Source organism: uncultured Granulicatella sp., from assembly GCF_963528315.1.
Taxonomy (GTDB): Bacteria; Bacillota; Bacilli; order Lactobacillales; family Aerococcaceae; genus Granulicatella.
Window position 1 is genome coordinate 44,909 of sequence record NZ_CAURVV010000001.1, and the last position, 26,391, is coordinate 71,299.

The following is a 26,391-nucleotide window of genomic DNA, read 5'->3' on the forward strand; positions in this document are numbered from 1 at the left end:
AATATGCAACTTAAAGGTGTGCAGAGTAAAATATGATGTGTAACCTAAAATGTAAACACTTGTATATAAAATAAATACACTTTTTGATGAAAATCGAGTAAAAATAATTGCAGTTCAAAAAAGAATTTGCTATTCTGTTACCATTATGAAAAGAATCATCTAAATGAGGTGTCAAAGTGAAAGTAATTAAATTTGGCGGAAGTTCATTAGCCAACAGTCAACAAATTAAAAAAGTATTTCAAATTGTACAAGCAGATAGTGACAGAAGAATTGTCGTTGTATCTGCACCAGGGAAACGTCATTCAGACGATGAGAAAGTAACGGACTTATTAATTCAATTAGCGACTTCTCATATTGAAGGACAATACAATGAAGCTATTTTAGAAGTAATTTTAGAACGTTATCAAGAAATTTATGATGAATTACAATTAAACTCAGATGTAATGGATAAAATTCGTCAACATTTTGCAGAGTTAAAAGAAAGTACATTAGAACCTGCTTATTTAATTGATGCGTATAAAGCAAGTGGAGAAGACAATAATGCAAAATTAATTGCAGACTACTTTACAAAAGAAGGCTTACCAGCAAAATATATTAGCCCTAAAGAAGCGAATTTATTCGTTAGCGATACTCCAGGAAATGCTCAAGTATTAGAAGAAGCGTATAAAGAATTAGAATACTTACAATTAGAAAAAGATATTATTGTATTCCCAGGATTCTTTGGAGTTACAAAAGATGGAAAAGTTGTGACATTCTCTCGAGGTGGATCAGATATTACAGGGTCAATTTTAGCGAATGCAGTTTCAGCTGAAGAGTATGAAAACTTTACAGATGTGGATGCAATCTTTGTAGCAAGTCCAAAACTAGTTCATAAACCCCTTGGAATCGATGTGTTATCGTATACAGAAATGCGTGAGTTATCTTATGCAGGATTTTCAGTGTTCCATACTGAAGCGTTATTACCAGCCATTAAAAAAGGAATTCCAGTTCATGTATGTAATACGAATAATCCTTCTGCAAAAGGAACTTATATTATGAAAGGGAAAGTCAACTCTCCTTCTATTATTTCTGGTATTGCAAGTTCATCAGGTTTCGTTAGTGTTTATATTCAAAAATATTTAATGAATCATGAAATTGGATTTTTAAGAAAAACATTACAATTATTCGAAGATGAAGGAGTAAGTGTAGAACATATTCCAACAGGGATTGATGATGCAACAATTATTATTCGTGGAGAAGATGCGACTGATGAAGTATTAGATCGTATTGTTTATCGTCTGAAAGCAGAATTAAATGCGGATGAAGCGTACTATGAACGTGGATTATGTTTAATTATGTTAGTAGGTGAAGGAATGGTTAGCATGGTTGGTACAACTGCTCGTGTTGCTAGCACATTAGCCCGTGAACAAATTAATATTGAATTATACAACCAAGGGGTATCCGAAGTTTCTATGATGTTTGGTATTAGAGAAGAGTACGAACAACGTGCCATTCAAGCATTATATGACGAGTTCTTTGGTGAAGAAGTAGAATACGAAGTTTTGGATAAATAGTAAATTAAACAATAAATTATATATGACTTTCTAATGTAGCAATGGACGGTAGCAGCCTCGCAAAGCGAGTCTCATACTCACGCTACATTGGAAAGTATTTTTTATTTTTCAGATTGTGATTGACTTCTAAGGGTATTAATACTTTTGTAAATAAAAATAAATGACTCATAATAGTAGCAAAAGTACTAGAAGCCGAGTGGCTTCTAGTACAGGAAATTTCGAGACCTTAGGCTCGAAATTTAGCAATGAGACAGCTTTGCTGGCTGCTTGCGTCCTAGCTACTATTATGAGTCATATTTTTTTATAGTTTTTTAAGTAAACGTAATCCGTTTAAAATTACTAAGATGGTGCTTCCTTCGTGTCCGATAACGCCTAAAGGTAAGTTAATGAATTGGAAGACATTCGCTAAAATTAAAATCGTGATTACTGATAATGAGAACACAATGTTTTGTAAAATAATGTTCTTCATTTTTTTAGATAACTCGTGACCATATTTAATTAATGATAAATTATTTTTCAATAATACAATATCACTTGCTTCAATTGCTAAAGCAGTACCTTCACCAATGGCAATCCCAACGGTTGCATTTGCAAGAGCAGGAGCGTCATTAATACCATCTCCAACCATGGCTACAGAAACACCTTTATCAGATAAATTCTTAACATAAGTTGCTTTATCTTCAGGTAAACAGTTTGCTTGATAATCAGAGATTTCTAAGTGTTTTGCTACAGCTTCGGCAGTTGATTCTGAATCACCAGTCATCATAATGGTTTGAATATTTTCTTTGTTAAAGTAGTGTAATACAGATTGGCTACTTTCTTTAATTTCATCTGTAATGGCATAGAAACCAATGAATTGTCCATTTTTCTCGATTGCTAAAACAATTTCACCTTGTTCTAAGTGTCTTTCAATGTCAGAAGCTAATGCTGTGTGTTGTTTCCAGTCTTCATCAATCCAAGCTAATTTACCAATTTTCCAAGTTGAACCTTGAGCTGTTGCAACTAATCCATTTCCAATCACTTCTTCAAAGCTGTCGAAAGTAATAGAATCTGAATTTTTGTAAGCTTGTGTATAAGTTGTAATTGATTTTCCTAATGGATGAGTTGAACGAATTTCCATTTCATACATCATTGCATGAACTTCTTCTTCGTTTTCATTTACAATTACTGCATGTTGAACAGTTGGTTTTCCTTTTGTTAATGTACCTGTTTTATCTAAAACAATAGATTGAATAGAAGATAATTGTTCTAAAGATTCTCCACCTTTTAATAAAATCCCTTGTTTTGCTGCATTAGATAAACTTGCTAAAATAGCAGGGCTAGCAGATGCAACTAAGGCACATGGTGACATTACTGTTAATAAAATCATTCCTCTATAGAAAGATTCTTGCCATGACCATTGGAATCCGAAGTAGAAGAATGCAATCGCTAATGGTACGAATACTAATACAAATTTTACATATTGATCTTCGATTTTGTTTAAGAAGCTACTTGTTTTTGTTTCTTGTTCTTGAGCTTCTTCTACTAATCGAATGATAGAAGCCATCACAGTTTCATCTGCATTTTTATGTACAGTTGCTGTACAAGATTGATGTAAATTAATACTTCCTGCAAAAATTTCTTCGCCCACTTTTTTGTTAGCTGGAAGTGGTTCACCATTAATCATACTTTCATCGAATAAGCTTTCACCATCTGTTAGAATAGCGTCCATTGGAACAGCTTCCCCTTTTTTAATGAAAATTATATCATCAATAACTAAATCTTCAACGTCTACTGTTTCATAGTGACCATCACGAATACGTGTCGCTGTTTTTGGTTGTAAGTTTAATAATTCTGTCATTGATTTTTGACTTTTTGCCATTGCATATTCTTCAAGAGCTCCACTTAATGAGAAAATAAAAATTAATAAAGCTCCTTCTAACCAGTAACCAATAATTGAAGCACCGATTGCCGCTAATACCATTAATAAGTCAACATTTAAATGTTGTTCTTGGAAAGTTTCTTGAATTCCTTCAACGGCTGAGTGGAATCCACCAACTAAGAACGCTGCCAAGTAGCAAATCACAGATACTAGATTCAATCCGTGGAAGCTAGCAGCTAGTCCTAAAATAATTAATGTTCCGCAAGTAATTGTATAACGAATTTGTTTTTGTTCTAAAATATTCATAATTTTTTTCACCTCATGTTTTATTTGTTGAATACATCATAACATAATTTTTTCTAGATTAGAATGATTCTAAACTAGATGAGAGTGAAATTCATTCTCAATTAGCTTATTGAGAATGAGAGAAGATAAGAAAGTCTTAATTTTTAAGGATTTTCCCTTTATAAATTTAAAAATTCATAGTAGAATGGTTTCATATCTTAAAAATGAAGGTGGGAGAACAAATGAGTGATAAAAAACCATTAACTCGTGAAGAAGTTCCTGTAGAATTAACATGGGACTTAACATTAATCTATCCAGATAATTCTGGTTTCGAAGCTGATTTAGCTTTTGTATCAGAAAAAATTCCAGTAATTGCTGCAAGTAAAGAAACAGCTTTACAATCTGGAGAAAATTTATATAACTACTTATTATTATCGAATCAAGTAGAAGAAAAAATTGAAACAGCTTATGTGTATTCACACTTGAAAGCTGACCAAGATACTACAAATGATGAAAATCAAGTATTAAACCAACGTGCTTTCTCAGTATATGTTGAAGTGTCAGGTGCAACATCATGGTTTGAACCAGCTATCTTAGAAAAATCAGATGAAGAATTTGAAAACTTCTTTAAAGAAGAACCACGTTTAGAAGAATTCCGTGTTGCATTAGAAGCGGCTCGTATTCAAAAAGGTCACGTATTATCAGATCGTGAAGAAGCATTATTATCAAAAGCGAATGAAGTTTTCTCTGGACCAGGAAAAACATTTAACTTCTTAAATAATGCGGATATTAAATTTGGAACAGTTAAGAATGAAAAAGGGGAAGAAGTGGAATTAACTCACGGAAACTATACTACATTCTTAGAATCAACAAATGCTGAAGTTCGTAAAAATGCATTTGAAACAAAATATAAACCATATATTCAATTTAAAAATACATTTGCTAGCACACTAGGTTCAGAAGTGAAAGCTCATAATTTTAAAGCATTAGCTCGCAACTATGAATCAAGTCGTCAAGCTGCATTAGCTTCTAACCAAGTTCCTGAAGAAGTATTTGATGCTTTAGTAAAAGTAGTCAATGAAAAATTACCATTATTACACCGTTATATTGCTTTACAACAAAAAGCTCTAGGATTAGATGAATTACATATGTATGATATGTATGTTCCAATTACTGGTGAAGCTCCAATTACTTACAATTACGAAGATGCTTCTAAAGCTACTTTTGAAGCATTAAAACCATTAGGGGAAGAATACCAAGATATTCTTAAACAAGCTTATGATCAACGTTGGATTGATGTTGCTGAAAATGTTGGTAAACGTAGTGGTGGTTATTCATCAGGTGGTTATGCAACTGCGCCATATATTTTATTAAACTGGCATGATGATTTAAGCAACTTCTTTACATTAGTACATGAATTAGGACATAGTGCTCATAGTTACTTCACTCGTCATAATCAACCATATCAATATGGGGATTATTCAATTTTCTTAGCGGAAATTGCTTCAACAACGAATGAAAACTTATTAACAGACTACTTATTGAAGAAACATACGGATAAAGAGAGTCAAAAATATATTTTAAATAATTATTTAAATCGTTTTAAATCTACTATTTTCCGTCAAACTCAATTTGCTGAATTTGAGCATCAAATTCATGTCGCAGATCAAAATGGTGAGCCATTAACTCAAGCGGCTATTTCTGAAATCTATGCAAATATTAATAAAAAATATTATGCAAATGTCATTCAAGATGAGCAAATTGCTTATGAGTGGGCTCGTATTCCTCACTTCTATATGAATTACTATGTATATCAATATGCAACTGGTATGGCTGCTGCAACTGCTTTAGCAGATAAGATTTTACATGGTACTCCTGAAGATTTAGAGGCTTACTTAAACTACTTACGTGCTGGACGTAGCGATAAACCAATTGAGGTTATGAAAAAAGCGGGTGTAGATATGACGCAAACTCAATATCTATATGATGCGATGAATGTATTCGAACAACGACTAGAACAATTAGAAGCGTTGATGAACGAAGAGTAACATAATATAAATAGACTTTCCTGATATAGCAGTATTAGGACGCTAGCAGACAGCTTTGCTGTCTCATAGCTAAAATTTGAGCCTAAGGTCTCAAATTTCCCTGCGATAGAATCTGTTTTACAGATTCTATTGCTCATACTGCTATGGAAAGTCTTTTTTTATTTATACTATTTGTTATTTCTCTTTATTTAAAATATAATAAATGGTATAAAAATATTTTAAAGGAGAAGGTTATGGCAGTAGTAAATTTTGGAAATTCTTGTTCGTGGATTAATATAAATTCAGATTTAATTAGTGAGTATTCATCTATCTATGAAACGTATGAAATTGATAGTGAAATGTTGGAGTACGCCCTTGATGAACATGAGCGTGCTCATATTGAATACGATCGACGTAAAGAAACATTGATTGTTATTTACAATGTGATTAAGCAATCATTAAATTCAAATCAATACGAAACAATTCCTATGACATTTATTGTACGTAAAAATCAAATTATTACGATTACAAACCATCATAATGAATATATTGTTCAAGCAATGAAAGAGGAATTAAAAGAAAGACCAGATATATCTCTGTTTACATTTTTATTTTCTAGTTTGTTTATGATTACGGAATATTATTTCCCAAAAATTGAAAAATTAAAAAAAGAACAAGAGTTATTAAGTCAAATGTTACGACAAAAAACAACAAAGGAAGATTTGTTTGCCTTATCGGATTTGGAAATTGGTAGTGTGTATTTAGTTTCAGCTACTAAACAAAATGCGATTGTATTGGAGCAATTAAAAACTCAATCTGTATTTAAAGTTTTAGATGATGTAGAAAAAGAAGAGTTAGAAGATAGTTTAATTGAAGCAAAGCAGCTAGTGGAAATGACTTCGATTAATCTTCAAATTTTGCATCAATTATCGGGTACATATAATAATGTTTTGAATAATAATTTGAATGATACGATGAAATTATTAACCGTTATTTCTATTCTTTTAACGGTTCCGGATATTGTGACGGGATTTTTTGGAATGAATGTGCAAATTCCTTTTACAGAACATTCTCATGGTTGGGGAATTGTATTAGGAATTATTATAGCAATTTGGATACTAGTCAGTGTGAGATTGTCTCGTCTTATAAAAAAGTAGAGGGCGTGGAAATTGAGTTTTTGGTATAGTAGTACTAAGACGGCAGCAGACCTTCGGTCTCATGCCTAAAATTTGAGCCTAGGTCTCAAATTTTCTTGCAATAGAATCTGTAGTCAGATTCTATTGCTCGTACTACTATAAAAACTCATTTCCACTTGAAACGAAAATTATGAGAGTGCGTATGATAAAGTAAGTTTTTTGTACAGTAGAATTAGGACGCCAGAAACCCTGCGGTCTCATGGTTCATACTACTATAAAATATCATTTCCACTTGGAACGAAAATTATGAGAGAGAATATAAAAACTCATTTTTACTTGTGTTGTGTGTAATTTTTTTCAGTTTAGTTATTAGTATCAACCTTTTAAATTATGATACACTTACGTAGATTAATGGAGGGAGATATTTATGGTTGAAAAGAATTTTGGGCACTCATGTGCATGGATTAATATTAACTCAGAGGAGATTAATGATTATTCTACAATTTATCAAACGTATCAAATTGATAAAGAAATGGTGGAGTATGCTCTTGATGAAAATGAAAGAGCACATATTGAATATTGTCGTCCAAAAGAAACATTAGTAGTGATTTATAATGTCATTAAACAAACGAAGAGAGAGAATCGATATGAGACCGTTCCAATGACTTTTATTGTTCGAAAGGATCAAATTATTACGATTTCGAACCGACATAATGAGTATATTGTAGAGGCGATGAGAAAAGAATTGGAAGATAGACCGAATATGTCTCTGTTTACATTTTTATTTTCAAGTTTAATGATGATTACTGAAAATTATTTTCCAAAGATTGAAAGTTTAAAGAAAGAGCAAGAGTTAGTGAGTCTAAAATTGCGACATAAAACTACGAAGAAAAATTTATTTGCTTTGTCTGACTTAGAGATTGGGAGTGTTTATTTAGTTTCAGCAACAAAGCAAAATGCGATTGTATTGGAACAATTGAAGAATCAGAGTTTATTTAAGAAATTAGAATTTGCAGAAGAAGAAAAATTAGAGAATAGTTTAATTGAAGCGAAACAGCTAGTAGAGATGACTTCGATTAATCTTCAGATTTTGCAGCAATTATCGGGTACTTATAATAATGTGTTGAATAATAATTTGAATGATACAATGAAATTGTTAACAATTATTTCAATTTTATTAACGATTCCGAATATTGTAACGGGATTTTTTGGAATGAATATTACGGTTCCTTTAACGGGTCTTGCGCATGGTTGGGGAATTGTATTAGGGATTATTGTGACAGTTATTGTCATTGCAAGTGTCGTCTTGTCACGTTTTATTAAAAAGTAAAAGGAGTAGAATTGAGTTTTTATAGTAGTACGAGTAGTAGAATCTGTTGTGACAGATTCTACTACAAGAAAATTTGAGACTACAGGCTCAAATTTTAGCCAAGAGACCCGTAAGGGGCTACTGGCGTCTTAGTACTACTATATCAAAGAAACTCTTTTCTTATATATAACGAAAAATATTAGAAAACAAATAAAAATAGGCGTATAATTAGGTGTTTGAACTTGATTGTACGCCTTTGTTCGTTATGAGATTATTTTGCTAAATCAATAGCTTTTTGAGTGTTGGCAAAGTGTAATTTGGCAACTTTTCTTAAACCTTCCATACCTTCTTGTTTTAAAATTTTACTCGCTAATTCATCTACTGCAGCGTTAGCACCAGAGAGTAGAGGATATCCATATTCTTTCGATAATGTTTTTAATCCTTCTAAAAATGCATCTCTAGCAATCATAGAAGCTGCAGCTACTGCGATATGGTGGCTTTCACCTTTTGTTTTAAAATAAGTAATTGGTTTAAGTGGTGCAGATTGATCTCCTAAATAACGATAATAGTTTGATGGAGAACAAAATTCATCAATTAATACAGCTTGAAGCAAATCAGCATTGATTTGTTGGTATAATCGTTTGATGGCTTGATTATGAAGTAGTGCTTTCATTTCATTTAGATTTTTTGTTTGCTGTACTTCATTATATTTTTCAGGCCAAAGTGTAAGTAATTTGTATGGAACTAATTCTTTAATTTTTGGAACGATTTCTTGAATTTGAGCGTCTGTTAAATTTTTTGAGTCTTTAACACCTAGTATTTGCAATTCTTTAATAAGATTTTCAGGTACAAAAGCACAAGCCACGGTTAATGGCCCAAAGTAACTTCCTGTTCCAACTTCATCACTACCAATGACACCCCAGTTTGAAAAGCCTTCTGGAAGTCCATTTGTTTCAACTTTTGCTTTCTTTGTACTTGTTGAAGCTGTTAAATCATGTTTTTGAACAAATGCATCCACATTAGTTCCTTGTAAAACAACTTTTCCAGAATGGTAAGCTGTAACCGTTAAAGAAGGAAGTTTTAATTGATAATGTGCATGAGGGGGGATTTGATAGATAGCATCTTGATAAATTTCACCCAATTGTTGGATTGTTTGTTCATCTAATAATAAAACGGTTGTTGCCATAAATAACCTCCAATGAATAAAAAGAGACTGAAATTCAGTCTCTTATAGTTTAATGTACCATTTTAACCACGCAGCAAGGTTGATGCTTTTGTGTTTTTTTAGGGCATTTATCTATTGCATGATATAGATTTTCACAGACATGTTCAATCATATCTGCAGAAATGTTTTCATGTAAGATAACTCCAAATTGTTGATTTAAATTATCAAAAATAACAAGAGAAGGGTTTGATTCGACCATCATTTCTTGTGCAATTTGTTGATCTCTTTCATATTCTTGATGAACGAGTTTACTAGATTTATCTTCGTAAAACATTTTTTCATCAAGTCCAATGGTTTGAATAATTTCCTGTAATAATTCAGGAGTGTATTCTTTATGAAGAAGATGTAGTTGTGTTTGTAATTCCATTAAAAAGGCTCTACCTAATTTTTTCCCTTGTAAAAGGGCAGCCTTATAAGATAGGGAAGCATCATAGATTTTTGTATAGATTTCGTTTCGTAAGTCAATATTCTTGTCATTTAATTGATTATTTTTCATATATTGCGTTACTGATCTAAAATTATGAAAAGGTATGAAATGAACGTGTACTTTATATGGAGTTCGTTCAATAAACTTCATCACTTCTTGTTCACAATGATAACATTGTCTTCCAATAGGATTAATAAATAAGTAACAGTCAAAAATTCTCTCAGTAGATAATGGACTAGTATGAATACGACTCAGTTCACTATTCTTCACTTCTAACTAGATCTCCTTTCGTTGATTTGTATCTTTATTGTATCAGAAAACTGAAAAAAATCTGAATAAAAAGCCTTGAATTAGCCAATATTTTTAAAAGCTTGTAAAGCTCGTCTAATTTTACTAATTGGTTTTTGTGGAGTAATACCATGACGATTTAAAATTTCTAAGAAAATTTCTTTTCCTTCTTCTAAATCTTCAACTTCCATTTCAATTTCATAATCTGTTTGACCAGCATAGTGACTTTCATCTAATACTAGTAAATAACCAGGTTTTAATATACCTTCTAATCGATGGGTTGTTAAAGTAGCAGTGGGAGAGATATTGGATAATTCAATTCCTTGTTCTTCAAGTGCTAGCTTAATACTAGTAGGAAGTAAGAAAATATCTTCTTCCACCCACCATTGTAATTGTTCTGTAGGTAATTCTTCTGTAATCTCAATAACTTCGCAGTCTGATTGAGGAAGTTTTAATGTGATTTCTCCTGTTTTTTGTCCTTCAATAAGACGAATACGTAGAGCAGAACGATTATTTTCTAATTGTTGGTGACAATCATAATATTGATTCGTTTGCGTAATATCTTTCGTGAAAATAGATTGAAATTCTTCTTTTAAAGCTTCATATTGCTCTTTTGTTAGAAGATTTTTATATTCTTTTTCTAAATGGGCCATGTTTTTACCTCTTTCTATTACAAAGCTTTTTCTACTTTAGCTTAAAATAATGTGAATTACAAATAATAACCATTGAAGAGTTTAAGAATATCAAAATTCTTTTAGAGTCAGTAAAAAATATGCTATGATAGGAGGGATGAGATTAAAGTAGGTGAGTAAATGGAAGAAAAATATTTACCAAATGTTGAAGATTGGGATGCTTTTTTAGCACCTTATAATCAAGCAATTGAAGAATTAAAAATTAAATTAAAAGGCATTCGCCTTCAATATCGCCAAAAAGGAAAACATGCACCGATTGAATTTATTACAGGTCGTGTGAAGACTCCGGAAAGTATTCGTGAAAAAATGCAAGTGAGAAAAATTTTGACCGAAGACTTTTTAGAAGGAGTTCAAGATATTGCTGGATTACGAATTATGTGTCAATTCGTAGAAGATATTTTTGAAGTTGTACGATTACTTCGTCAACGAAATGACTTTACAATTATTATTGAACGTGATTATATCCATCAAAAGAAAGCAAGTGGTTATCGTTCATACCATGTCGTTTTAGAATATCCTGTTCAAAGAATTGAAGGGGAAGAAAAAATTTTAGTTGAAATTCAAATTCGTACATTAGCGATGAATTTCTGGGCAACGATTGAACATTCTTTAAACTATAAGTATAAAGGAGAATTTCCAGAAATTATCCATGAACGTTTAGAAAGAGCAGCAGAAGCGGCCTTCTTATTAGATGAAGAAATGTCGCAAATTCGAGAAGAAATTCAAGAAGCACAATATATTTTCTCAACAAATAAAGAAAATCAACGTAAAAGAAAATCATAAGTGTTCTTGTTGAAAAATAAGGAGAGGGTGAAGTGAATAGATGAAAGTAGGGTTATATTATAATCAATCAGAAAAAAGCCAAAAAGTAGCAGAAGAATTTTTGAATTTATGTTGCCATAAGGAATTTGAACGAGATGATGAAAATCCGGATGTTGTTATTACAATTGGTGGAGATGGAACTTTACTAGGTGCTGTCCACCATTACAAATCACAACTAGAACATATTCGCTTTGCAGCTATTCATACAGGTCATCTAGGTTTTTATACCGATTGGCGTGATTTTCAAGCAGGTGAATTAATTGAAAGTTTGAAGCATGATCAAGGAGAAAGTGTGAGTTATCCTCTATTAGATGTAACTTTAGAAAAAGCTGATGGTACTATTGATTATCATATTGCTTTGAATGAAGCGACTTTACGTAAAGTAAATGGGACACTTGTATGCGAAGTGTTGATTAATGGAGAATTATTTGAGAATTTTAGAGGAGATGGCGTTTGTGTTTCAACTCCAACCGGTTCAACTGGAGTGAATAAGTCATTAGGAGGAGCTATTGTTCATCCGAGAGCAGAAGTGATGCAAATGACAGAAATGGCTTCTATTAATAATCGTGTTTACCGTACATTAAGTTCTCCAATGATTTTTGCACCAGAAGAAGTGTTAACTTTATTACCGCATAGTGAAAATGGAATGGTACTATCGATGGATCATTTAACATATGATGCGAATGATATTGTTAAAGCACATTTGCATATTAGTAAAAAACGTGTTTCATTTGTACGATATCGTCATACACATTTTTGGGATAGAGTAGAAAACTCCTTTATTGGAGCAAGAGAAATAGATTTAGAAGAAAGATAATGAGGGAAATCATTGAATTTAACATGGACTTATCCGTATTCATCACCCATGATGATGCGTAGTTTTTTACAAGAAAAGGGAATTACAAAAACATTTTTAGCCCATGTCAAACGAAATGGGAAATTACTTGTAAATGGTCGAGAAGAAATTGTTCTAAAGACTTTAGTGCCTGGAGATGTATTGACGATGGTGATTCCTCCAGAAGGAGAGCATGAAACCGTTGTTCCGAGTCATATTCCTTTGGATATTTTATTCGAGGATGACTATTTGTTAATTGTGAACAAGCCACAAGGAACAGCTTCGATACCATCACAATTACATCCAGACCAATCAATGGCGAATCGTGTAAAAGGTTATTTACAAACGAAGAGAACCCAAGATTGTGTGACTCATGTTGTAACGAGATTAGACCGTGATACAACGGGAGTGATGATGTTTGCCAAGCATCGTGTGGTTCATGCATGGATGGATCAGGCGCTTCGAAATAAAACGATTCAAAAAACGTATCATGCGATTGTGACGAAACAGGATGTTTTAAAAGAACATGATTTGATTGATGCACCGATTGGACGAACGGATGATTCGATTATTAATCGTTGTGTGAGACCGGATGGGAAGCCGTCTTTAACGGAGTATTGGTTAGAAGAAACGTATCAGCATAGTCAATTGGTGAAGATTCGTCTGCATACGGGGCGTACGCATCAGATTCGTGTGCATTTTAGTTGGTTAGGTTGTCCGTTGTTAGGGGACGATTTATATGGTGGCGAGAAGATTGAGCCTCTGGTAAGGCAGGCGCTTCATTGTAGTCAGCTGTATTTTGTTCATCCGATGACGGGGGAGCATATGTGTGTGAAGGCTCCGTTGCCGAAGGACATGGCGGAGTGGATAGAGAAAGATAGATAAATATTTTAGATATAAATAGGAACTTTCCTATAGTACTAGGACGCCAGTAGACCTTCGGTCTCTTGGCTAAAATTTGAGCCTAAGGTCTCAAATTTTCCTGTAATAAAAGCCGCTTTGCTTTTATTACTCGTACTATGGGAAAGTTATTTTTATCTTCAGGGGGAAGGGAGGAAGAATACGTACAAAAATGGGGTTTTCTATGGTACTAGGATGCTAGAAGCCAGCTATGCTGTCTTATCGTACTATGGGAAAGTTTGATTGTTCGACAAATTCTTTATTTCCGTATCAAAAAAGACGACCGAAGTCGTCTTGAAATATCCTTATTCTGTTATTCGTCAGCAGACATACATTCATCTAATTCTATTACGGAAATGCTCAATTGTTTTGCGCCTTCTTCTTTAGAAAGAAGACCATCTTTAATCAAACTGATAATCATCATTTTCTTTCCTTGTTCGATACCTTCTACTTTACCTTCTGCTCTGCCTTCTGTTACCCCTTCCATCCTTGCATCTTTCTTTTCTTTTTCTATAGTAGCTAAAAAACTTGAATATGCCTGAAGATATCGTGTTCTTTCATCGTACATTTCTCGTTCCTCCTTTGCCCAGTCTACACGACTCACAATTCGATCCGCTTGTTCTAATATTTTTTCAGGACTTTGTGTATATGGTTGATTCCCAAAAAACTCAATCCATCGTACTTTATTGTATTCTTGTATCTTATCTTTATTATACTTCTCTAATTCTAAAAATGCCATTAAAGCTAAGTCTTGTTCTTCTTCAAATCCTTTAAAATAGACTTTCAATTCATCATTTGTATTTTTTTCTTTGAAGCAGAATACGTGAACCATTTTATCGTCCTTAAAATACCTTTTTTGAGTGATGGCAATGGTGTACACTGGTAACAATTCTTCTGCGATTTTATGGGTTTCTACTCCAACTTTTTTATGTTTATCTGCATTTTTAGTCACTTGATTACATAGATATAACCATAAACGCTTAATAAAGTCAAATTGATAAGCTACTTGGATTTCAATTATCACTTGTGTACCATCATTTAATTCGGCTAATACATCAATACTGGTGACATAAGTTTTTATATCTTCAAATTGATGACTGTGTATTTGAGTTCCATCAAGTATTTTTACATGATGGACAGGTAAGTCTAGAATGTCCCTTATAAACTGTGCTGTTATTTCAGGATTACTGAAAACTTTCTTTGCCATTAAATCCATCATTGGCCTTGCATCTTTGATACGTTCTACCATTTTTATCATCCCTTAATTTTATTTTGAAGTAGAATAGTAATGAAGTATTCTATCTTCATCTTCTAGATACGAAAAAAAGAGCGAAAAATATTTTTTTTTATGGTAACTTTTTTAAATTTGTTGAATAAGAGTCCTTACATTAATAAACCCGAGAACGCTAGATTGCTTTCTCGGGTTTTGTCTTAGTTGTTATAATATTGTTGGATTCCTTGAACGATACCGTCTACTAATTTTTGTTGATATTCTTTTGTACGGATTTTTTGGGATTCTTTTGAATCGTCCATGTATCCTAATTCTAATAAAACAGCAGGTTTGTTCGTTTCACGTAATACAGCAAAACTCTTCGCTAATAATCCAGCATCTTTTGCTTGAGTCGTTGCTAAAACAGATTGGTGAATATATGAACCAAGTTTATAACTATATTTCAAGCGAGTTGGATTATCATGCCATTTTTTATTAATGACAGAAGGAATATTTCCAGTTGGTAAGTACGTATAGGTTTGAATACCATCTTCACCACTGTCTAGTCCGTGACCTGTTGCATTAAAGTGAATGCTAATAAACATATCCGCATTTGTTTCATTCGACATTCTAGAGCGTTCAGTAATGAAATCAAGATAAACATCGCTTGAACGACTCATAATAACTTTGTAACCAAGTGATTCTAGTTTTGTTTTTAATTGTTGAGAAACTTGAAGATTTAAGTCTTTTTCCTTTAATCCTAAATATTGAGCACCAGGATCTTTACCTCCGTGACCAGGGTCTAAGAAGATGACTTTTTGATAGTTGTTAGTAGCAAATGGTAATTCATCCGAAGATTTTTCTTCTTTAATTTCTTTAATCCATGCACCGTTTCCTTTAAAGCTATGAAGAGCACCATTAATTAAATGAGAACCTGTTACATATACACCATTTTCATCTAGATAGAACCATGCTTGATAATTAGAATCATAAATCCATTCTTTTTTCGCCATGTATCCACCTGATTTTAAGTAATAATCATCTTTCCAAGTGTTTTGAGCATAGCGTCCACTAGAAGTTAGATAAAACCATGATTGATAGGTTGGATCAAAGACCCATTCATTTTCAGCCATTGCACCTGAAGATTTTAAATAGTATTCATCTTTCCATTGATTGGCTAACATAATTCCTTGAGGGTTAAAGACATACCATCTTTGATTGATAGACATCCATTCGTTTAGAGCTAAAATTCCAGAGGACTTTGCATAATACCAATGATTGTTTTGATAAATCCATTCATTATTAGCCATCTTTCCATCTTTATGGAAGTAGTAGGAATTCCAAACTGTATTTTTTAACATAACACCTTGTTCATTATAGTAATACCAATGATTGCCAACTTGTTTCCATTGATTTTTGATCACTTCCTCTTTTGGAGGTGTAGGTACTTCAGTATTCTTTTTATTTTCTTTTTGCTCTTGTTGTGGAGCATTAGTAGTTTCTTGTGCAAAAATTGGAGTTGAAGCACAGAGGCAAGTCCCAATTAGTAAAGTTGATAAGAAAATTTTCTTTTTCATAATGCATCTCCTAATCTTTTATTTGATATCAGTGTAGCAAAATCACTAAATAAAATCTATGAAAATATAAAGGTTCATATTGTCATTATCACATAATAAAAGGTATAATCATTTTATGTAAAAAAATAATGATTAATAGAGGTGATTCGATGTCTGAAATGGCTTATGAATTTGATGAAATTTTAGAACAAATTCATCATACGTTAAAAACAGATGATAAGCAGCAATTTAAAGAAATCTTTTTAGAAAACCATACTTATGACCAAGCACAAATTTACTTGTCGTTAAGTGAGGAACAACGTCAATTGGTGTATCAATATCTGTCGCCAGAAGACATGGCACCTGTATTTGAAATTATTGAAGAAGATGTTGAAGATGTGGAAGAATATCTTCGAGAAATGGATGAGCGTTATGCAGCAAGAATGTTAGCAGAAATGTATGCTGATAATGCGGTAGATATTTTGCAACAAGTACAGGAAGATGAAGTAAGAAAATATTTGCGCATGATGCCTCATAAAACTTCTAACGAAATTCGTAACTTATTAAATTATGAAGATGATACAGCTGGAGCGATGATGACAACAGAAATTATCGCCATTCATGAAAGTCAAACTGTTGGAAGTGCCATGACAACTGTTAAGAAAATGGCAGAAGAAGCAGAAACGATTTATTATGTGTATGTAGTAGATGAAAAAAACCGATTAAAAGGGGTATTAACTCTTAAGGATTTAATCGTTCATAAAGAAGATGTGAAAATTAGCGAAATTATGGTGGATCGTGTCGTTTCTGTAGAAGTGCAAGAATCACAAGAGGCAGTAGCAAAAATGATTCGAGACTATGACTTCTTAGCCATTCCGGTTATTGATGAAGAAGAAAAGTTAATTGGGATTATTACAGTCGATGATGCCATTGACGTTATTGATGAAGAAGCAACAAGTGACTACTCTGGTTTAGCAGGGGTAGACGTAGATGAACAATCTGTGAACCCATTTATTGCAGCGTCAAAACGTTTGCCATGGTTAATTAGTTTATTATTCTTAGGATTAACAACGGCAGCCTTATTAAGTCGCTATGAAGGAATAATCGGACAAGCTAGTATACTTTCTATTTTCATTACATTAATTACAGGTACAGCAGGGAATGCGGGAACACAATCTTTAGCGGTAGCGGTTCGTAAGATTGGTTTAAACGAAGATGAGTCTGTTTTCGTAAAAACGATATTGTCAGAAGTTGCAACAGGGATTATTAGTGGGATTGCGACAGGCTTGATTATTTTTATCGTAGTAGGTTTATGGCAAGGAAACTGGATTTTAGGTGGAATCATTGGAGTGTCAATGTTCTTTGCGATTACAGTAGCAACGATTGCCGGAAGTTTAATTCCATTATTAATTGACTCTATGGGATTTGATCCTTCATTTGCGAGTGGTTTATTCATTACTACAGTGAGTGACTTAACGAGTGTATTTGTATATTTCACGATTGCAAGCATGTTTCTTGAGAAATTTTTAGGAAATTAACAATAAAAATGGCTCCACCCAAAAAAGGTCGAGCCATTTTTTAATTATTCAGAAACTTTATAATACATTGCTTTTTTCAGTGCGTCTGAAGTTAGGGCAGATTGAGTACCAAATAAACGATCTTTTGTTGTATCAGAAGTATCCTTATTTCCTTCAATCAATCCATAAGTAACAACTTGATTTTTAGGAACAAAGGTCATAATGGCACTTCCAACAGTTGGTTGATTTTCTAATGGAGAAAAAATCCAATTAAGTAAACCATCTTGATATTGTGTTTGTGTTGGTTGCACTTTATAAGTAGATTCTTTAACAGAAACTGTTCCATTTTCGTGGAAAGTTAATTCTTGACCATAGTCATTTCTCCACGTTCCTTTAATGCTTGAAAGATTTCCTGTTTTAATTTCTTCTATATTCATTGAAGTAGAAGCAACTGTAGTTTTATTTTGAACAGTAGCTTTCTTAGCTTCTTGAGTAGTTGTTTCTTGTTTTGTTTCAGAAGCTACTTTAGTTGTAGTAGGTTGTTCTTTAGTCGATGTTGCTTTTGTAGATGAGGTTGTCGTTGTAGAAACAGTTGTTTGCGTAGTTGTTGATTCAGTAGGTTTAGAAGTTTGACTCTTACAAGCTGTTAAAACAAATAAACTAGATAATAAAACTAAATACTGTTTTTTCATAAAATTTCCTCCCTTAAGTACTTATATTATAGAACAAATTGCATAAAAAAACGATGAACTTTAAAGAGATTTAAAAAATATAAATAATTTTGTAGAAAACTGTTGACAAGAGAAGAGGATTACTGTAAACTACAGGAGTTGAGAAAACAAGCAGAAGCATCCCGCTTCTCGCCTAAGTTGACTGAAGTCCTTGGGCCGATAGTAATGTTTATTTAATGAAGACATTGGCAGCGGGGATATTTTGTTCTCGTTGCTTTTTTGCTTTTTTCTCTCAAAAATTTTGGAGGTGAACAATCATAGCAAAAGATATGATGGTCAATGATGGAATTCGAGCTCGTGAATTACGTGTAATTGACAATAACGGTGAACAAATTGGTGTTCAAACAAAAAACGATGCATTGCGTTTAGCAGAACAAGCTGGACTAGATTTAGTTTTAGTTTCGCCAAATGCAAAACCACCAGTTGCTCGAATTATGGATTATGGTAAGTATCGCTTTGAGCAACAAAAGAAAGAACGTGAAGCTCGTAAAAATCAAAAAGTCATCAATATCAAAGAAGTGCGTCTAAGCCCTACAATCGATGAAAACGACTTTAATACGAAATTGAAAGCAGCACAAAAGTTTCTTGAAAAAGGTGACAAAGTGAAAGCTACAATCCGCTTTAAAGGCCGTGCCATTACTCATAAAGAGATTGGACAAAAGGTTTTAGAACGTTTGGCAGAACAAGTTAGTGAACTTGCAACTGTCGAACAAAAGGCAAAAATGGACGGACGAAGCATGTTCTTGATGTTAGCGCCCAAAAATGACAAGTAAAAAGTAACAGGAGGAAAGTCTCATGCCAAAACAAAAAACACACCGTGGTTCAGCTAAACGTTTCAAACGTACAGGTGGTGGAGGATTAAAACGTTCACAAGCCTTCACAAGCCACCGTTTCCATGGTAAAACTAAGAAACAACGTCGTCACTTGCGTAAACAAACAATGGTTCACGCTACTGACATCAAACGTATTAAACAACAATTAAGTCAAATGCGTTAATTCAGCACGCAAAACTATTACATTTTCTAGACAGTCGCAAGAGACTGAAAGACCAAGGAGGAATTAATTATGCCACGTGTTAAAGGTGGAACAGTTACTCGTCGTCGTCGTAACCGTGTTTTAAAATTAGCTAAAGGTTACTACGGAGCGAAATCAAAATTATTTAAAACAGCTAAACAAGCAGTCATGAAATCATACATGTATGCTTACCGTGACCGTCGTCAAAAGAAACGTGACTTCCGTAAATTATGGATCGCACGTATCAATGCGGCAGCTCGCTTAAACGGATTAAGCTACAGCAAATTAATGCACGGCTTAAAATTAGCTGGTATCGAAATGAACCGCAAAATGTTAGCTGACTTAGCAGTTAACGATGCAGCAGCATTCACTGTTTTAGCTGAACAAGCTAAATCAGCATTAGCTAAATAATTATCTGAGAGATTTTTTACAGTTAGTAAAGGAATCACTCGATATTCCAATAAGATAAACCACCATTGAGCCCCGTTAAACTCAATGTGAAGAAATACCAAGAAGAATTTGGAGGAAATAATCGTGCGTACAACATTTATGGCAAAAGCTAGCACTACTGAACGTAACTGGGTTGTAATCGACGCTACTGATGTACCATTAGGACGTCTTTCAGCTGTTGCTGCAAGCATTTTACGTGGAAAAAACAAACCAACATTTACACCTAACGTTGACACAGGTGATTTCGTAATCATCATCAACGCTGATAAAGTAGCTTTAACAGGTAAAAAAGCATCTGATAAAGTTTACTATCACCACTCAAACCACCCAGGTGGATTGACTGCTCGTACAGCTGGTGAATTACGTGCAAACAACTCTCGTAAATTAGTTGAATTATCAATCAAAGGCATGTTACCTAAAAACTCTTTAGGTCGTCGTCAATTTACTAAATTACATGTTTACGGTGGAGCTGAACATCCACATGCTGCACAACAACCAGTAGCAGTAGACATCCAATCACTAATTTAAGGAGGAAAAAGCATTGGCTCAAGCACAATACCGCGGCACTGGACGCCGTAAAAACTCAACTGCCCGTGTTATCTTAGTACCAGGGACAGGTAAAATTACTATTAACAAAAAATCAATCGAAGAATACATTCCATTTGCTTACTTACACGAAGTAATCAAACAACCTTTAAACATTACTGAAACAATCGGAACTTACGATGTATTAGTAAACGTTAATGGTGGTGGATTCACTGGTCAATCAGGAGCTATCCGTCATGGTATCGCTCGTGCATTATTAACAGTTGATCCTGATTTCCGTGGCGCTTTAAAAGCTGCTGGTTTATTAACTCGTGATCCTCGTATGAAAGAACGTAAAAAACCAGGTCTTAAAAAAGCTCGTAAAGCTAGCCAGTTCTCAAAACGTTAATATTTTATATATCAACATTTCAACACTCTGTGGTTATACCACAGGGTGTTTTTTGCGTATATGAGTATAGAAATTGACTTTTCCGGTTGTAGCAATGGACGCCAGAAGACCTGCGGTCTCTTGGCCAAAAATTGAGCCTGTAGTCTCAATTTTTCCAGTACTAGAATCCGATGGGACGGCTTCTAGTACTTGTGCACGTGGAAAAGTCATTTCTATTTTGGAGTGAGGTTATGGGAGGGCGTTTAGGAGAGTGAACTTTCTAAAGATTTCTTAATCTCAAAATACTTTCTTATAGTTTCATTATTCTAATTTTAATTGAACAGGTTAGTGTTTTTCCGTATAATTAGGTTTAAATTACAAATATTTGTTGAATAAATCAGATATTAAAGAGGTGAAAAAATGACTTTTGAAGATAAATTTATGGAAGTTCAAATTGGCATGATTTCGTTAGCAATGGAATATGTCCAAAATCAAGCAGAAAAAGTATATATTTATGCAATAGCAGACAGTTTGTATAGTTTTAAGCCATTTTATAAAATTAATGGTATTGTAATTGGAATGGAAGAAGTTAATGAAGTTGTGACAAAAAAAGTAGATGATTCTGATAATATGGCATTTTCTTTATTGAAATATGGAACTGAAGATATGCAGAAATTGCAGGAGGTTTGCCAAGAATATAATCGTGAACATCCGACTGAGATGTGGTTGATTTATGATGCACAGAAAAATACCCTTAATAGTCGCTATAGCTATGAAGGGCGTTATGAGAAGGATGAAGAATTGCTTCCACGTTTAGAGTTTGAAAAATGGTTTGAGGAAGTAAAAAGTAAGGAACTGTAGGAGAATAAGATATGTACCAACAAAATCAATCAATTATCTATCCCTTGCTAACTGATGCGCTCTTATTGGAAAGAGAAGTAGTGTGGAGAGTTAAACTGCCTGATGATTATAAGGAATTTATAAAGAAAGAGAATGGAGTCATTCCCTCAAAAAGGTATTTTCATTTTGAGCATAATGAGAAAGTAATTGATCGTTTTTTAGCTATACTAGCTATTTCAGGAGAGAAGACAGAAGAGGATTACGATATAGGAGTTGTGAGTACGCAATTGGAAGGTCGTATTGTATTTGATGAAGATAATGTTGGAATGCAACTAATCCCTATAGCTGCATTATTTGGTGGTGATTTTGTTTGTCTAAATTATGTCGAGGATTCCGAAAATCCAAGCATTTGTATCTGGTATCATGAAGAGTCCTATGAGCTGGAGCCTGCTATAGAGTTTTTAGCTAACAACTTCACAGAGTTTTTAGCAATGCTACAGGATTAGCTATATTATGGATATTAATTTAACGCGAAGCAAATAAACGATTAAATGACTGCTTAACGTAGGAATTCTCAGATGAAAGGATGATACAATGGTAGAATATGAAAAACATAATTTAATAGTAAATAGTAAAGTTATAAAATGTTTTGAATTTGAAATCCGAAATGTAATTGAACATGGTGATGAATTTATTGTTTTATTGGAGATTCCTTTTGATAATGAGAGTGAAAAGAATAACATTTTAAGGATTGATGCGAGTGGAAATGTAGTTTGGGAGATAAATAATAGTGGATACAGTAATAATAGTTATCCCTTTGAACAGATGACTTTGGGAGATGGCTGGCTTTATGCAACTGATTTTTATGCCAGAAGGTTAAAAGTTGATATAAAAACGGGAAAAATAGTTGATATGGCTATATCAAAATAATAGAAGTTTGAGAATTTCAGAAATATGTGGAGGGCTTATAAATGAGCGAAGCTTACTTGCCTACAAGAGATAGTTTGGGTTATCAGAATGTCAAACAAGCTTTAGAGAAAATTTTTTCGATTGATCTTGATACGATTAAGATTAATGGAGGAGATGATGAAAATTTTAATTTTCCGTTCATGTATAATGGTTATCATATGACAATAGGTATTTCATCAACCGGTAAAAATACGCAATTGGAAGCAGGAAAGGGTGGCTTATTTAACATTTGGTTCGCTCAAACGGATGAACAGAGATTTTCAATCAATTTTTTATCCAAGGTTATTGATGATAAGAGTATAAGAAGAGTGTATGGCTGTGATGAAGAATCAGTCGAACGGACTTTGAATATATTGAAAGACTTTCTAAATTCAGATAAAGCGGAAGTTCTATTGAAGAATTGAATCTATGTCTAGATTTCATCACGGGATTTGTGAAATCGAAATTAGATCAAATAGATATTAATTTATCTCCAGAAGATTTACAGTTGAGGTCAAAAAACTTCAAAGAATTTTGAATGGTCTACAAAGTAAAGGACTACCTTTGTGTCAAAACCAAGATGCAACTCAGAAACTATAGAAACGTTTTGACAATAAATTAGATTGAGGTATTAAAAATGGATGTAACAAAATTAAATAAACTATCCTATATTTATATTCTGAAAGCAATGCTGAAGCTGTGATCTAGTTAAGTCTATTAATAGTGAAGATAAACTCTTTATCTTGCTTGATAATTATAACTGGGATAAAGGTTTTGAAGGAAGAATCAAAGATTTCTTTAAAGCTGGTGATACTGGATTAGGTAATACTTGGTATCATCATTAAGATGGTAAGACTCTTCAAGAGGTGGATAGTGCTATTTATAGACGTTTTACTCATAGAGGTGGCATCTCAATTCTGAATTTAGGAGGTAAATAAAATGGTATTAACTATAGACTCATTTGGTCATGCGGAAGAAGAAGATATCAAACTTTTAGAAAAACGATTTGATATCAAACTTCCAGTGGACTACAAAGAATTTTTAGTTACACAAAATGGAGGAAGGAATTTATCCTATAAATTTGAAAATTCAATAAAGATCAATCAAATAGATGAAGTTATCAATATTGATACTATGTTTGGTATAAATACGGGAATTAAAAATGCTGATATAGAGCAGTGGACAGAAGAATATCGGAATGATATTTTTGAACATTCCATTATTATTGGTGACACTATTCAGCACGGATTTCTAATATTTTGGCAAAGTGATGATGAGAATGAAGGCCTATATTATTACGACGATACGTATCAATTAGAAGCCTCAAATGATGAAAATAACGCCTATTTTTTAGCTAAGACATTTTCAGAATTTATGGATTTAATACAGAACTAAGAGCATAATTGAGGGAATTATCTGAATAGATGTTCCCTTAAATTTTCATTAGAATTGAAGAGGAGTTACCAACGAAAATGACAGTTGAGAAGCAAATTCAAGATAAAATATATGAATTAATAAATAATGTTAATAAGACCATTCCTGTTGATTGGGATGAAATTTATATAAATTCTGAAATGTCGGAAACTGGTGGGAATGTATATTTTTTCTTCAAATTACCAGATAATGATAAATTATTTTATAGCTTATTAATTCCTGATGATTTTAAAGTTGAGGAGAAGACTTTTGAAAAAATGGATTATCAGAATTATGTTTTAGCAAGAGAACTATGGAATATTTTTGAAAATAATCATATTGAGGTATGGAAAAATGCAAGTTTTATTTATAAAAATAATAAACTTAGCAGACATTTTGATTATGTTGATTGGAATGCTTCACAATTTGGACCAACTGATCGTATAAACTATTTCAGGTATAAATACATGAAAGTTGCACCAAAAGATAATATTCAAGAACAACTTTTTCAAGAAATGGAAAAGTATCAAAGCAAATTTTTATAAAATTTTCAAGGTTAGAAAAAATTAGTCATATTTATTAAGTTTTTTTCAAAAGTAATCGATTTAAAATTAATATACAGATACTGGTATAATTGAGAAATAAGTTCCTGGAAAGTATTTGAATCAGTAAAGAAAAGAGATTACAAAACTTCGGAAATAAGGGAAGCTCACTTGGATGAATTAAATGATATGGAAACAATGCAATTAGTTCCATCTGTTGTTAATAGTAAATTTGAACATCTAGGTGGGATAGCTGAAGTTAAAAAAACTATTTGTTTTATAGAAAGAAAGGTTTAAAAAAACAATGCAAATAAATCATAAAACTTTTGGTAAAATAAAATTCAATTACGGTTGGACAAAAGATATTTCTCTAGATATTTTCAATAAGCACCATATTTTGGAAATCAATATTGATGCGGATGAAGATGCTGAATTTGAAACTAATCAGGAAAAAGCTTATAGATTTTTCAATAATCACTTAGATGAAATAGTAAAAGAGGCAGATTCGGCAATTATATCATATTACAATCGTGAAATATCAGATATTGTTTCAAGTTACACGAATAATAACGAAAAGAAATATTTTTTAGATATCATTGGAGATAAAGATAAAATTTATTCTTTGTTGCAACCTAAACAAATCATGTTTCCTTTAACATTTGATGAAAATATTGAAGAGTTTGGTTTTTTATGTGAGTGTGATTGGGATAAAGAAAATGGCATAGGAATAAAATTTGTTAATGGCGAATTGTCTGAAATTGGTTATCAGGATATACTCCTATAAGTATATATTTTCTTATAATTATTTGTAGTTTTGAAGTTAATTATAAGATTGATGGTGAACCAAAATCTGAAATAATAAAAAGTATAAATAGAAGGAGACGAAAGATGAATAAATTCGAAGATAAATTTATGGAAGTTCAAGTTGGCATGATTTCGTTAGCAATGGAGTATGTCCAAAATCAAGCAGAAAAAGTATATATCTATGCGATAGCGGACAGTTTGTATAGTTTTAAGCCATTTTATAAAATTAATGGTATTGTAATTGGAATGGAAGAAGTTAATGAAGTTGTGACAAAAAAAGTAGATGATTCTGATAATATGGCATTTTCTTTATTGAAATATGGAACTGAAGATATGCAGAAATTGCAGGAGGTTTGCCAAGAATATAATCGTGAACATCCGACTGAGATGTGGTTGATTTATGATGCACAGAAAAATACCCTTAATAGTCGCTATAGCTATGAAGGGCGTTATGAGAAGGATGAAGAATTGCTTCCACGTTTAGAGTTTGAAAAATGGTTTGAGGAAGTAAAAAGTGAGGAACTGTAGGAGAATAAGATATGTATAAACAAGATCAATCAATTATTTATCCTTTGCCAACTGATGCGCTATTATAGGAAAGAGAAGTGGCGTGGAGAGTTAAACTGCCTGATGATTATAAGGAATTTATAAAGAGAAAAAATGGTTTTTGCCCTTCTAAAAATTTATTTTCTTTAACAAATAGGTCCTTTTTGATTGAGCGATTCTTGAGTATATTAGAAAACACAAAAGACAAACCACTTGGCATGTATGACATTGATGTTGTAATGTCCGAACTGGATGAAAGATTGTTTGTCCATGAAGATATTTTGGGATTTGAGTTGATTCCCATAGTAGCATTGTATGGTGGAGATTTTCTTTGTCTAAACTATTTGGAGGATACTGAAAATCCGAGTATTTGTATTTGGTATCACGAAGAGTCCTACGAGTTAGAGCCAGCTATAGAGTTAGTAGCTATTAACTTTACAGAGTTTTTAGTTATGCTACAGGATTAGCTATGTGTGGTGTAGTAGAATTCGTGATTGATAGAGTTCCTAAGATAAATTGAGCATTAAAGAATCGAGGAGTAAATAAT

At 32.8% G+C, this 26,391-nt stretch carries 29 protein-coding genes, 1 pseudogene and 1 other annotated feature; of the genes and pseudogenes, 23 read left to right on the plus strand and 7 right to left on the minus strand.

Annotation, left to right across the window (positions count from 1 at the left end; genetic code table 11):
* Positions 1-176 precede the first annotated feature (176 nt).
* Entirely contained in the window at positions 177-1,553 is a 1,377-nt protein-coding gene (locus tag RYK07_RS00210) for an aspartate kinase (protein ID WP_314851849.1), read from the plus strand.
* A 301-nt stretch (positions 1,554-1,854) separates the two neighbouring features.
* Here the strand turns inward: RYK07_RS00210 and RYK07_RS00215 are convergent, their stop codons facing one another.
* The gene (locus RYK07_RS00215; RefSeq protein WP_314851850.1) at positions 1,855-3,720 is read right to left on the minus strand and encodes a heavy metal translocating P-type ATPase; all 1,866 of its coding nucleotides are present in this window, start codon (positions 3,718-3,720) and stop codon (positions 1,855-1,857) included.
* A gap of 221 nt (positions 3,721-3,941) precedes the next feature.
* Between RYK07_RS00215 and pepF the strand changes: the two genes are divergently transcribed.
* From pepF to RYK07_RS00230, 3 genes are all read left to right on the plus strand, one after another.
* Positions 3,942-5,747, plus strand: a complete 1,806-nt coding sequence (pepF, locus tag RYK07_RS00220; RefSeq protein WP_314851851.1) for an oligoendopeptidase F — start codon at positions 3,942-3,944, stop codon at positions 5,745-5,747.
* 233 nt (positions 5,748-5,980) lie between these two features.
* The gene (locus RYK07_RS00225) at positions 5,981-6,883 is read left to right on the plus strand and encodes a magnesium transporter CorA family protein (protein WP_314851853.1); all 903 of its coding nucleotides are present in this window, start codon (positions 5,981-5,983) and stop codon (positions 6,881-6,883) included.
* A 406-nt stretch (positions 6,884-7,289) separates the two neighbouring features.
* Positions 7,290-8,192 (plus strand): magnesium transporter CorA family protein, encoded by a 903-nt coding sequence (locus tag RYK07_RS00230; RefSeq protein WP_314851854.1) that lies wholly within the window; start codon positions 7,290-7,292, stop codon positions 8,190-8,192.
* Positions 8,193-8,442: 250 nt separating this feature from the next.
* Here the strand turns inward: RYK07_RS00230 and rnhC are convergent, their stop codons facing one another.
* The 3 genes from rnhC to RYK07_RS00245 all read right to left on the minus strand — a co-directional run bounded on the left by rnhC (position 8,443) and on the right by RYK07_RS00245 (position 10,764).
* Entirely contained in the window at positions 8,443-9,357 is a 915-nt protein-coding gene (rnhC, locus tag RYK07_RS00235; protein WP_314851855.1) for a ribonuclease HIII, read from the minus strand.
* A gap of 49 nt (positions 9,358-9,406) precedes the next feature.
* Positions 9,407-10,093: a DsbA family protein gene (locus RYK07_RS00240; RefSeq protein WP_314851856.1), complete on the minus strand. Its 687-nt coding sequence runs from the start codon at positions 10,091-10,093 to the stop codon at positions 9,407-9,409.
* An 80-nt stretch (positions 10,094-10,173) separates the two neighbouring features.
* Positions 10,174-10,764, minus strand: coding sequence for a CYTH domain-containing protein (locus RYK07_RS00245; RefSeq protein WP_314851857.1), 591 nt, complete (start codon positions 10,762-10,764; stop codon positions 10,174-10,176).
* Between the two features lie 159 nt (positions 10,765-10,923).
* Between RYK07_RS00245 and RYK07_RS00250 the strand changes: the two genes are divergently transcribed.
* From RYK07_RS00250 to RYK07_RS00260, 3 genes are read left to right on the plus strand one after another with little or no spacing between them, the layout of a single operon-like run.
* Positions 10,924-11,586: a GTP pyrophosphokinase family protein gene (locus tag RYK07_RS00250; RefSeq protein WP_314112395.1), complete on the plus strand. Its 663-nt coding sequence runs from the start codon at positions 10,924-10,926 to the stop codon at positions 11,584-11,586.
* A 40-nt stretch (positions 11,587-11,626) separates the two neighbouring features.
* Positions 11,627-12,442 carry an NAD kinase gene (locus RYK07_RS00255; RefSeq protein ID WP_314851858.1) on the plus strand — a complete coding sequence of 272 codons (816 nt, stop codon included), beginning with the start codon at positions 11,627-11,629 and terminating at the stop codon, positions 12,440-12,442.
* Between the two features lie 12 nt (positions 12,443-12,454).
* Complete coding sequence (locus RYK07_RS00260; RefSeq protein ID WP_314851859.1) at positions 12,455-13,345, plus strand: RluA family pseudouridine synthase; 891 nt, start codon at positions 12,455-12,457, stop codon at positions 13,343-13,345.
* Positions 13,346-13,673: 328 nt separating this feature from the next.
* Here RYK07_RS00260 and RYK07_RS00265 read toward each other — a convergent pair whose 3' ends face one another.
* The gene (locus RYK07_RS00265; RefSeq protein WP_314851860.1) at positions 13,674-14,609 is read right to left on the minus strand and encodes an Rpn family recombination-promoting nuclease/putative transposase; all 936 of its coding nucleotides are present in this window, start codon (positions 14,607-14,609) and stop codon (positions 13,674-13,676) included.
* A 182-nt stretch (positions 14,610-14,791) separates the two neighbouring features.
* On the minus strand, positions 14,792-16,147 hold the full coding sequence (locus RYK07_RS00270) for an N-acetylmuramoyl-L-alanine amidase (RefSeq protein WP_314851861.1): 1,356 nt from the start codon (positions 16,145-16,147) through the stop codon (positions 14,792-14,794).
* A gap of 149 nt (positions 16,148-16,296) precedes the next feature.
* Between RYK07_RS00270 and mgtE the strand changes: the two genes are divergently transcribed.
* Positions 16,297-17,664, plus strand: a complete 1,368-nt coding sequence (mgtE, locus tag RYK07_RS00275; protein ID WP_314851862.1) for a magnesium transporter — start codon at positions 16,297-16,299, stop codon at positions 17,662-17,664.
* A gap of 44 nt (positions 17,665-17,708) precedes the next feature.
* Here mgtE and RYK07_RS00280 read toward each other — a convergent pair whose 3' ends face one another.
* Positions 17,709-18,335 (minus strand): DUF6287 domain-containing protein, encoded by a 627-nt coding sequence (locus RYK07_RS00280; RefSeq protein WP_314851863.1) that lies wholly within the window; start codon positions 18,333-18,335, stop codon positions 17,709-17,711.
* 142 nt (positions 18,336-18,477) lie between these two features.
* Positions 18,478-18,600: a sequence feature (ribosomal protein L20 leader region), on the plus strand.
* 43 nt (positions 18,601-18,643) lie between these two features.
* Here RYK07_RS00280 and infC point away from each other — a divergent pair.
* The 15 genes and pseudogenes from infC (at position 18,644) to RYK07_RS00355 (ending at position 26,311) form a co-directional block, all read left to right on the plus strand.
* Positions 18,644-19,147 (plus strand): translation initiation factor IF-3, encoded by a 504-nt coding sequence (gene infC / locus RYK07_RS00285; RefSeq protein WP_006702953.1) that lies wholly within the window; start codon positions 18,644-18,646, stop codon positions 19,145-19,147.
* A gap of 22 nt (positions 19,148-19,169) precedes the next feature.
* Entirely contained in the window at positions 19,170-19,370 is a 201-nt protein-coding gene (gene rpmI / locus RYK07_RS00290; protein WP_005605917.1) for a 50S ribosomal protein L35, read from the plus strand.
* A gap of 69 nt (positions 19,371-19,439) precedes the next feature.
* Positions 19,440-19,799: a 50S ribosomal protein L20 gene (gene rplT, locus RYK07_RS00295; RefSeq protein ID WP_006702952.1), complete on the plus strand. Its 360-nt coding sequence runs from the start codon at positions 19,440-19,442 to the stop codon at positions 19,797-19,799.
* Between the two features lie 123 nt (positions 19,800-19,922).
* The gene (rplM, locus tag RYK07_RS00300) at positions 19,923-20,366 is read left to right on the plus strand and encodes a 50S ribosomal protein L13 (protein ID WP_006702951.1); all 444 of its coding nucleotides are present in this window, start codon (positions 19,923-19,925) and stop codon (positions 20,364-20,366) included.
* A 13-nt stretch (positions 20,367-20,379) separates the two neighbouring features.
* Positions 20,380-20,772, plus strand: coding sequence for a 30S ribosomal protein S9 (gene rpsI / locus RYK07_RS00305; RefSeq protein WP_006702950.1), 393 nt, complete (start codon positions 20,380-20,382; stop codon positions 20,770-20,772).
* Positions 20,773-21,171: 399 nt separating this feature from the next.
* Positions 21,172-21,612: a hypothetical protein gene (locus RYK07_RS00310; RefSeq protein ID WP_314851864.1), complete on the plus strand. Its 441-nt coding sequence runs from the start codon at positions 21,172-21,174 to the stop codon at positions 21,610-21,612.
* 11 nt (positions 21,613-21,623) lie between these two features.
* Entirely contained in the window at positions 21,624-22,097 is a 474-nt protein-coding gene (locus RYK07_RS00315; RefSeq protein WP_314851865.1) for an SMI1/KNR4 family protein, read from the plus strand.
* An 88-nt stretch (positions 22,098-22,185) separates the two neighbouring features.
* Entirely contained in the window at positions 22,186-22,521 is a 336-nt protein-coding gene (locus RYK07_RS00320) for a hypothetical protein (protein ID WP_314851866.1), read from the plus strand.
* A gap of 41 nt (positions 22,522-22,562) precedes the next feature.
* Complete coding sequence (locus tag RYK07_RS00325) at positions 22,563-22,964, plus strand: hypothetical protein (protein ID WP_314851867.1); 402 nt, start codon at positions 22,563-22,565, stop codon at positions 22,962-22,964.
* Positions 22,965-23,478: 514 nt separating this feature from the next.
* Positions 23,479-23,934, plus strand: a complete 456-nt coding sequence (locus tag RYK07_RS00330; RefSeq protein ID WP_314851868.1) for an SMI1/KNR4 family protein — start codon at positions 23,479-23,481, stop codon at positions 23,932-23,934.
* Between the two features lie 77 nt (positions 23,935-24,011).
* Positions 24,012-24,497: an immunity protein YezG family protein gene (locus tag RYK07_RS00335; protein WP_314851869.1), complete on the plus strand. Its 486-nt coding sequence runs from the start codon at positions 24,012-24,014 to the stop codon at positions 24,495-24,497.
* Between the two features lie 168 nt (positions 24,498-24,665).
* Entirely contained in the window at positions 24,666-24,791 is a 126-nt protein-coding gene (locus RYK07_RS00340) for an HNH endonuclease (protein ID WP_314851870.1), read from the plus strand.
* Between the two features lie 7 nt (positions 24,792-24,798).
* Complete coding sequence (locus RYK07_RS00345) at positions 24,799-25,278, plus strand: DUF6985 domain-containing protein (RefSeq protein WP_314851871.1); 480 nt, start codon at positions 24,799-24,801, stop codon at positions 25,276-25,278.
* A gap of 104 nt (positions 25,279-25,382) precedes the next feature.
* Positions 25,383-25,826, plus strand: coding sequence for a hypothetical protein (locus tag RYK07_RS00350; RefSeq protein WP_314851872.1), 444 nt, complete (start codon positions 25,383-25,385; stop codon positions 25,824-25,826).
* A gap of 11 nt (positions 25,827-25,837) precedes the next feature.
* A pseudogene (locus RYK07_RS00355) lies at positions 25,838-26,311 on the plus strand (SMI1/KNR4 family protein).
* Positions 26,312-26,391: the final 80 nt, after the last annotated feature.

Bases quoted from the DNA above. Each gene is read 5' to 3' on its own strand.
- RYK07_RS00250 (WP_314112395.1), top strand. From the start codon at position 10,924: ATGGAAGAAAAATATTTACCAAATGTTGAAGATTGGGATGCTTTTTTA.
- RYK07_RS00315 (WP_314851865.1), top strand. From the start codon at position 21,624: ATGTACCAACAAAATCAATCAATTATCTATCCCTTGCTAACTGATGCG.
- RYK07_RS00230 (WP_314851854.1), top strand. From the start codon at position 7,290: ATGGTTGAAAAGAATTTTGGGCACTCATGTGCATGGATTAATATTAAC.
- RYK07_RS00325 (WP_314851867.1), top strand. From the start codon at position 22,563: ATGAGCGAAGCTTACTTGCCTACAAGAGATAGTTTGGGTTATCAGAAT.
- RYK07_RS00310 (WP_314851864.1), top strand. From the start codon at position 21,172: ATGACTTTTGAAGATAAATTTATGGAAGTTCAAATTGGCATGATTTCG.
- RYK07_RS00330 (WP_314851868.1), top strand. From the start codon at position 23,479: ATGGTATTAACTATAGACTCATTTGGTCATGCGGAAGAAGAAGATATC.
- RYK07_RS00265 (WP_314851860.1), bottom strand. From the start codon at position 14,609: ATGGTAGAACGTATCAAAGATGCAAGGCCAATGATGGATTTAATGGCA.
- infC (WP_006702953.1), top strand. From the start codon at position 18,644: ATGATGGTCAATGATGGAATTCGAGCTCGTGAATTACGTGTAATTGAC.
- RYK07_RS00320 (WP_314851866.1), top strand. From the start codon at position 22,186: ATGGTAGAATATGAAAAACATAATTTAATAGTAAATAGTAAAGTTATA.
- mgtE (WP_314851862.1), top strand. From the start codon at position 16,297: ATGTCTGAAATGGCTTATGAATTTGATGAAATTTTAGAACAAATTCAT.
- RYK07_RS00270 (WP_314851861.1), bottom strand. From the start codon at position 16,147: ATGAAAAAGAAAATTTTCTTATCAACTTTACTAATTGGGACTTGCCTC.
- RYK07_RS00245 (WP_314851857.1), bottom strand. From the start codon at position 10,764: ATGGCCCATTTAGAAAAAGAATATAAAAATCTTCTAACAAAAGAGCAA.
- rplT (WP_006702952.1), top strand. From the start codon at position 19,440: ATGCCACGTGTTAAAGGTGGAACAGTTACTCGTCGTCGTCGTAACCGT.
- RYK07_RS00255 (WP_314851858.1), top strand. From the start codon at position 11,627: ATGAAAGTAGGGTTATATTATAATCAATCAGAAAAAAGCCAAAAAGTA.
- RYK07_RS00345 (WP_314851871.1), top strand. From the start codon at position 24,799: ATGCAAATAAATCATAAAACTTTTGGTAAAATAAAATTCAATTACGGT.
- pepF (WP_314851851.1), top strand. From the start codon at position 3,942: ATGAGTGATAAAAAACCATTAACTCGTGAAGAAGTTCCTGTAGAATTA.
- RYK07_RS00215 (WP_314851850.1), bottom strand. From the start codon at position 3,720: ATGAATATTTTAGAACAAAAACAAATTCGTTATACAATTACTTGCGGA.
- rnhC (WP_314851855.1), bottom strand. From the start codon at position 9,357: ATGGCAACAACCGTTTTATTATTAGATGAACAAACAATCCAACAATTG.
- RYK07_RS00280 (WP_314851863.1), bottom strand. From the start codon at position 18,335: ATGAAAAAACAGTATTTAGTTTTATTATCTAGTTTATTTGTTTTAACA.
- RYK07_RS00335 (WP_314851869.1), top strand. From the start codon at position 24,012: ATGACAGTTGAGAAGCAAATTCAAGATAAAATATATGAATTAATAAAT.
- RYK07_RS00350 (WP_314851872.1), top strand. From the start codon at position 25,383: ATGAATAAATTCGAAGATAAATTTATGGAAGTTCAAGTTGGCATGATT.
- rpmI (WP_005605917.1), top strand. From the start codon at position 19,170: ATGCCAAAACAAAAAACACACCGTGGTTCAGCTAAACGTTTCAAACGT.
- RYK07_RS00225 (WP_314851853.1), top strand. From the start codon at position 5,981: ATGGCAGTAGTAAATTTTGGAAATTCTTGTTCGTGGATTAATATAAAT.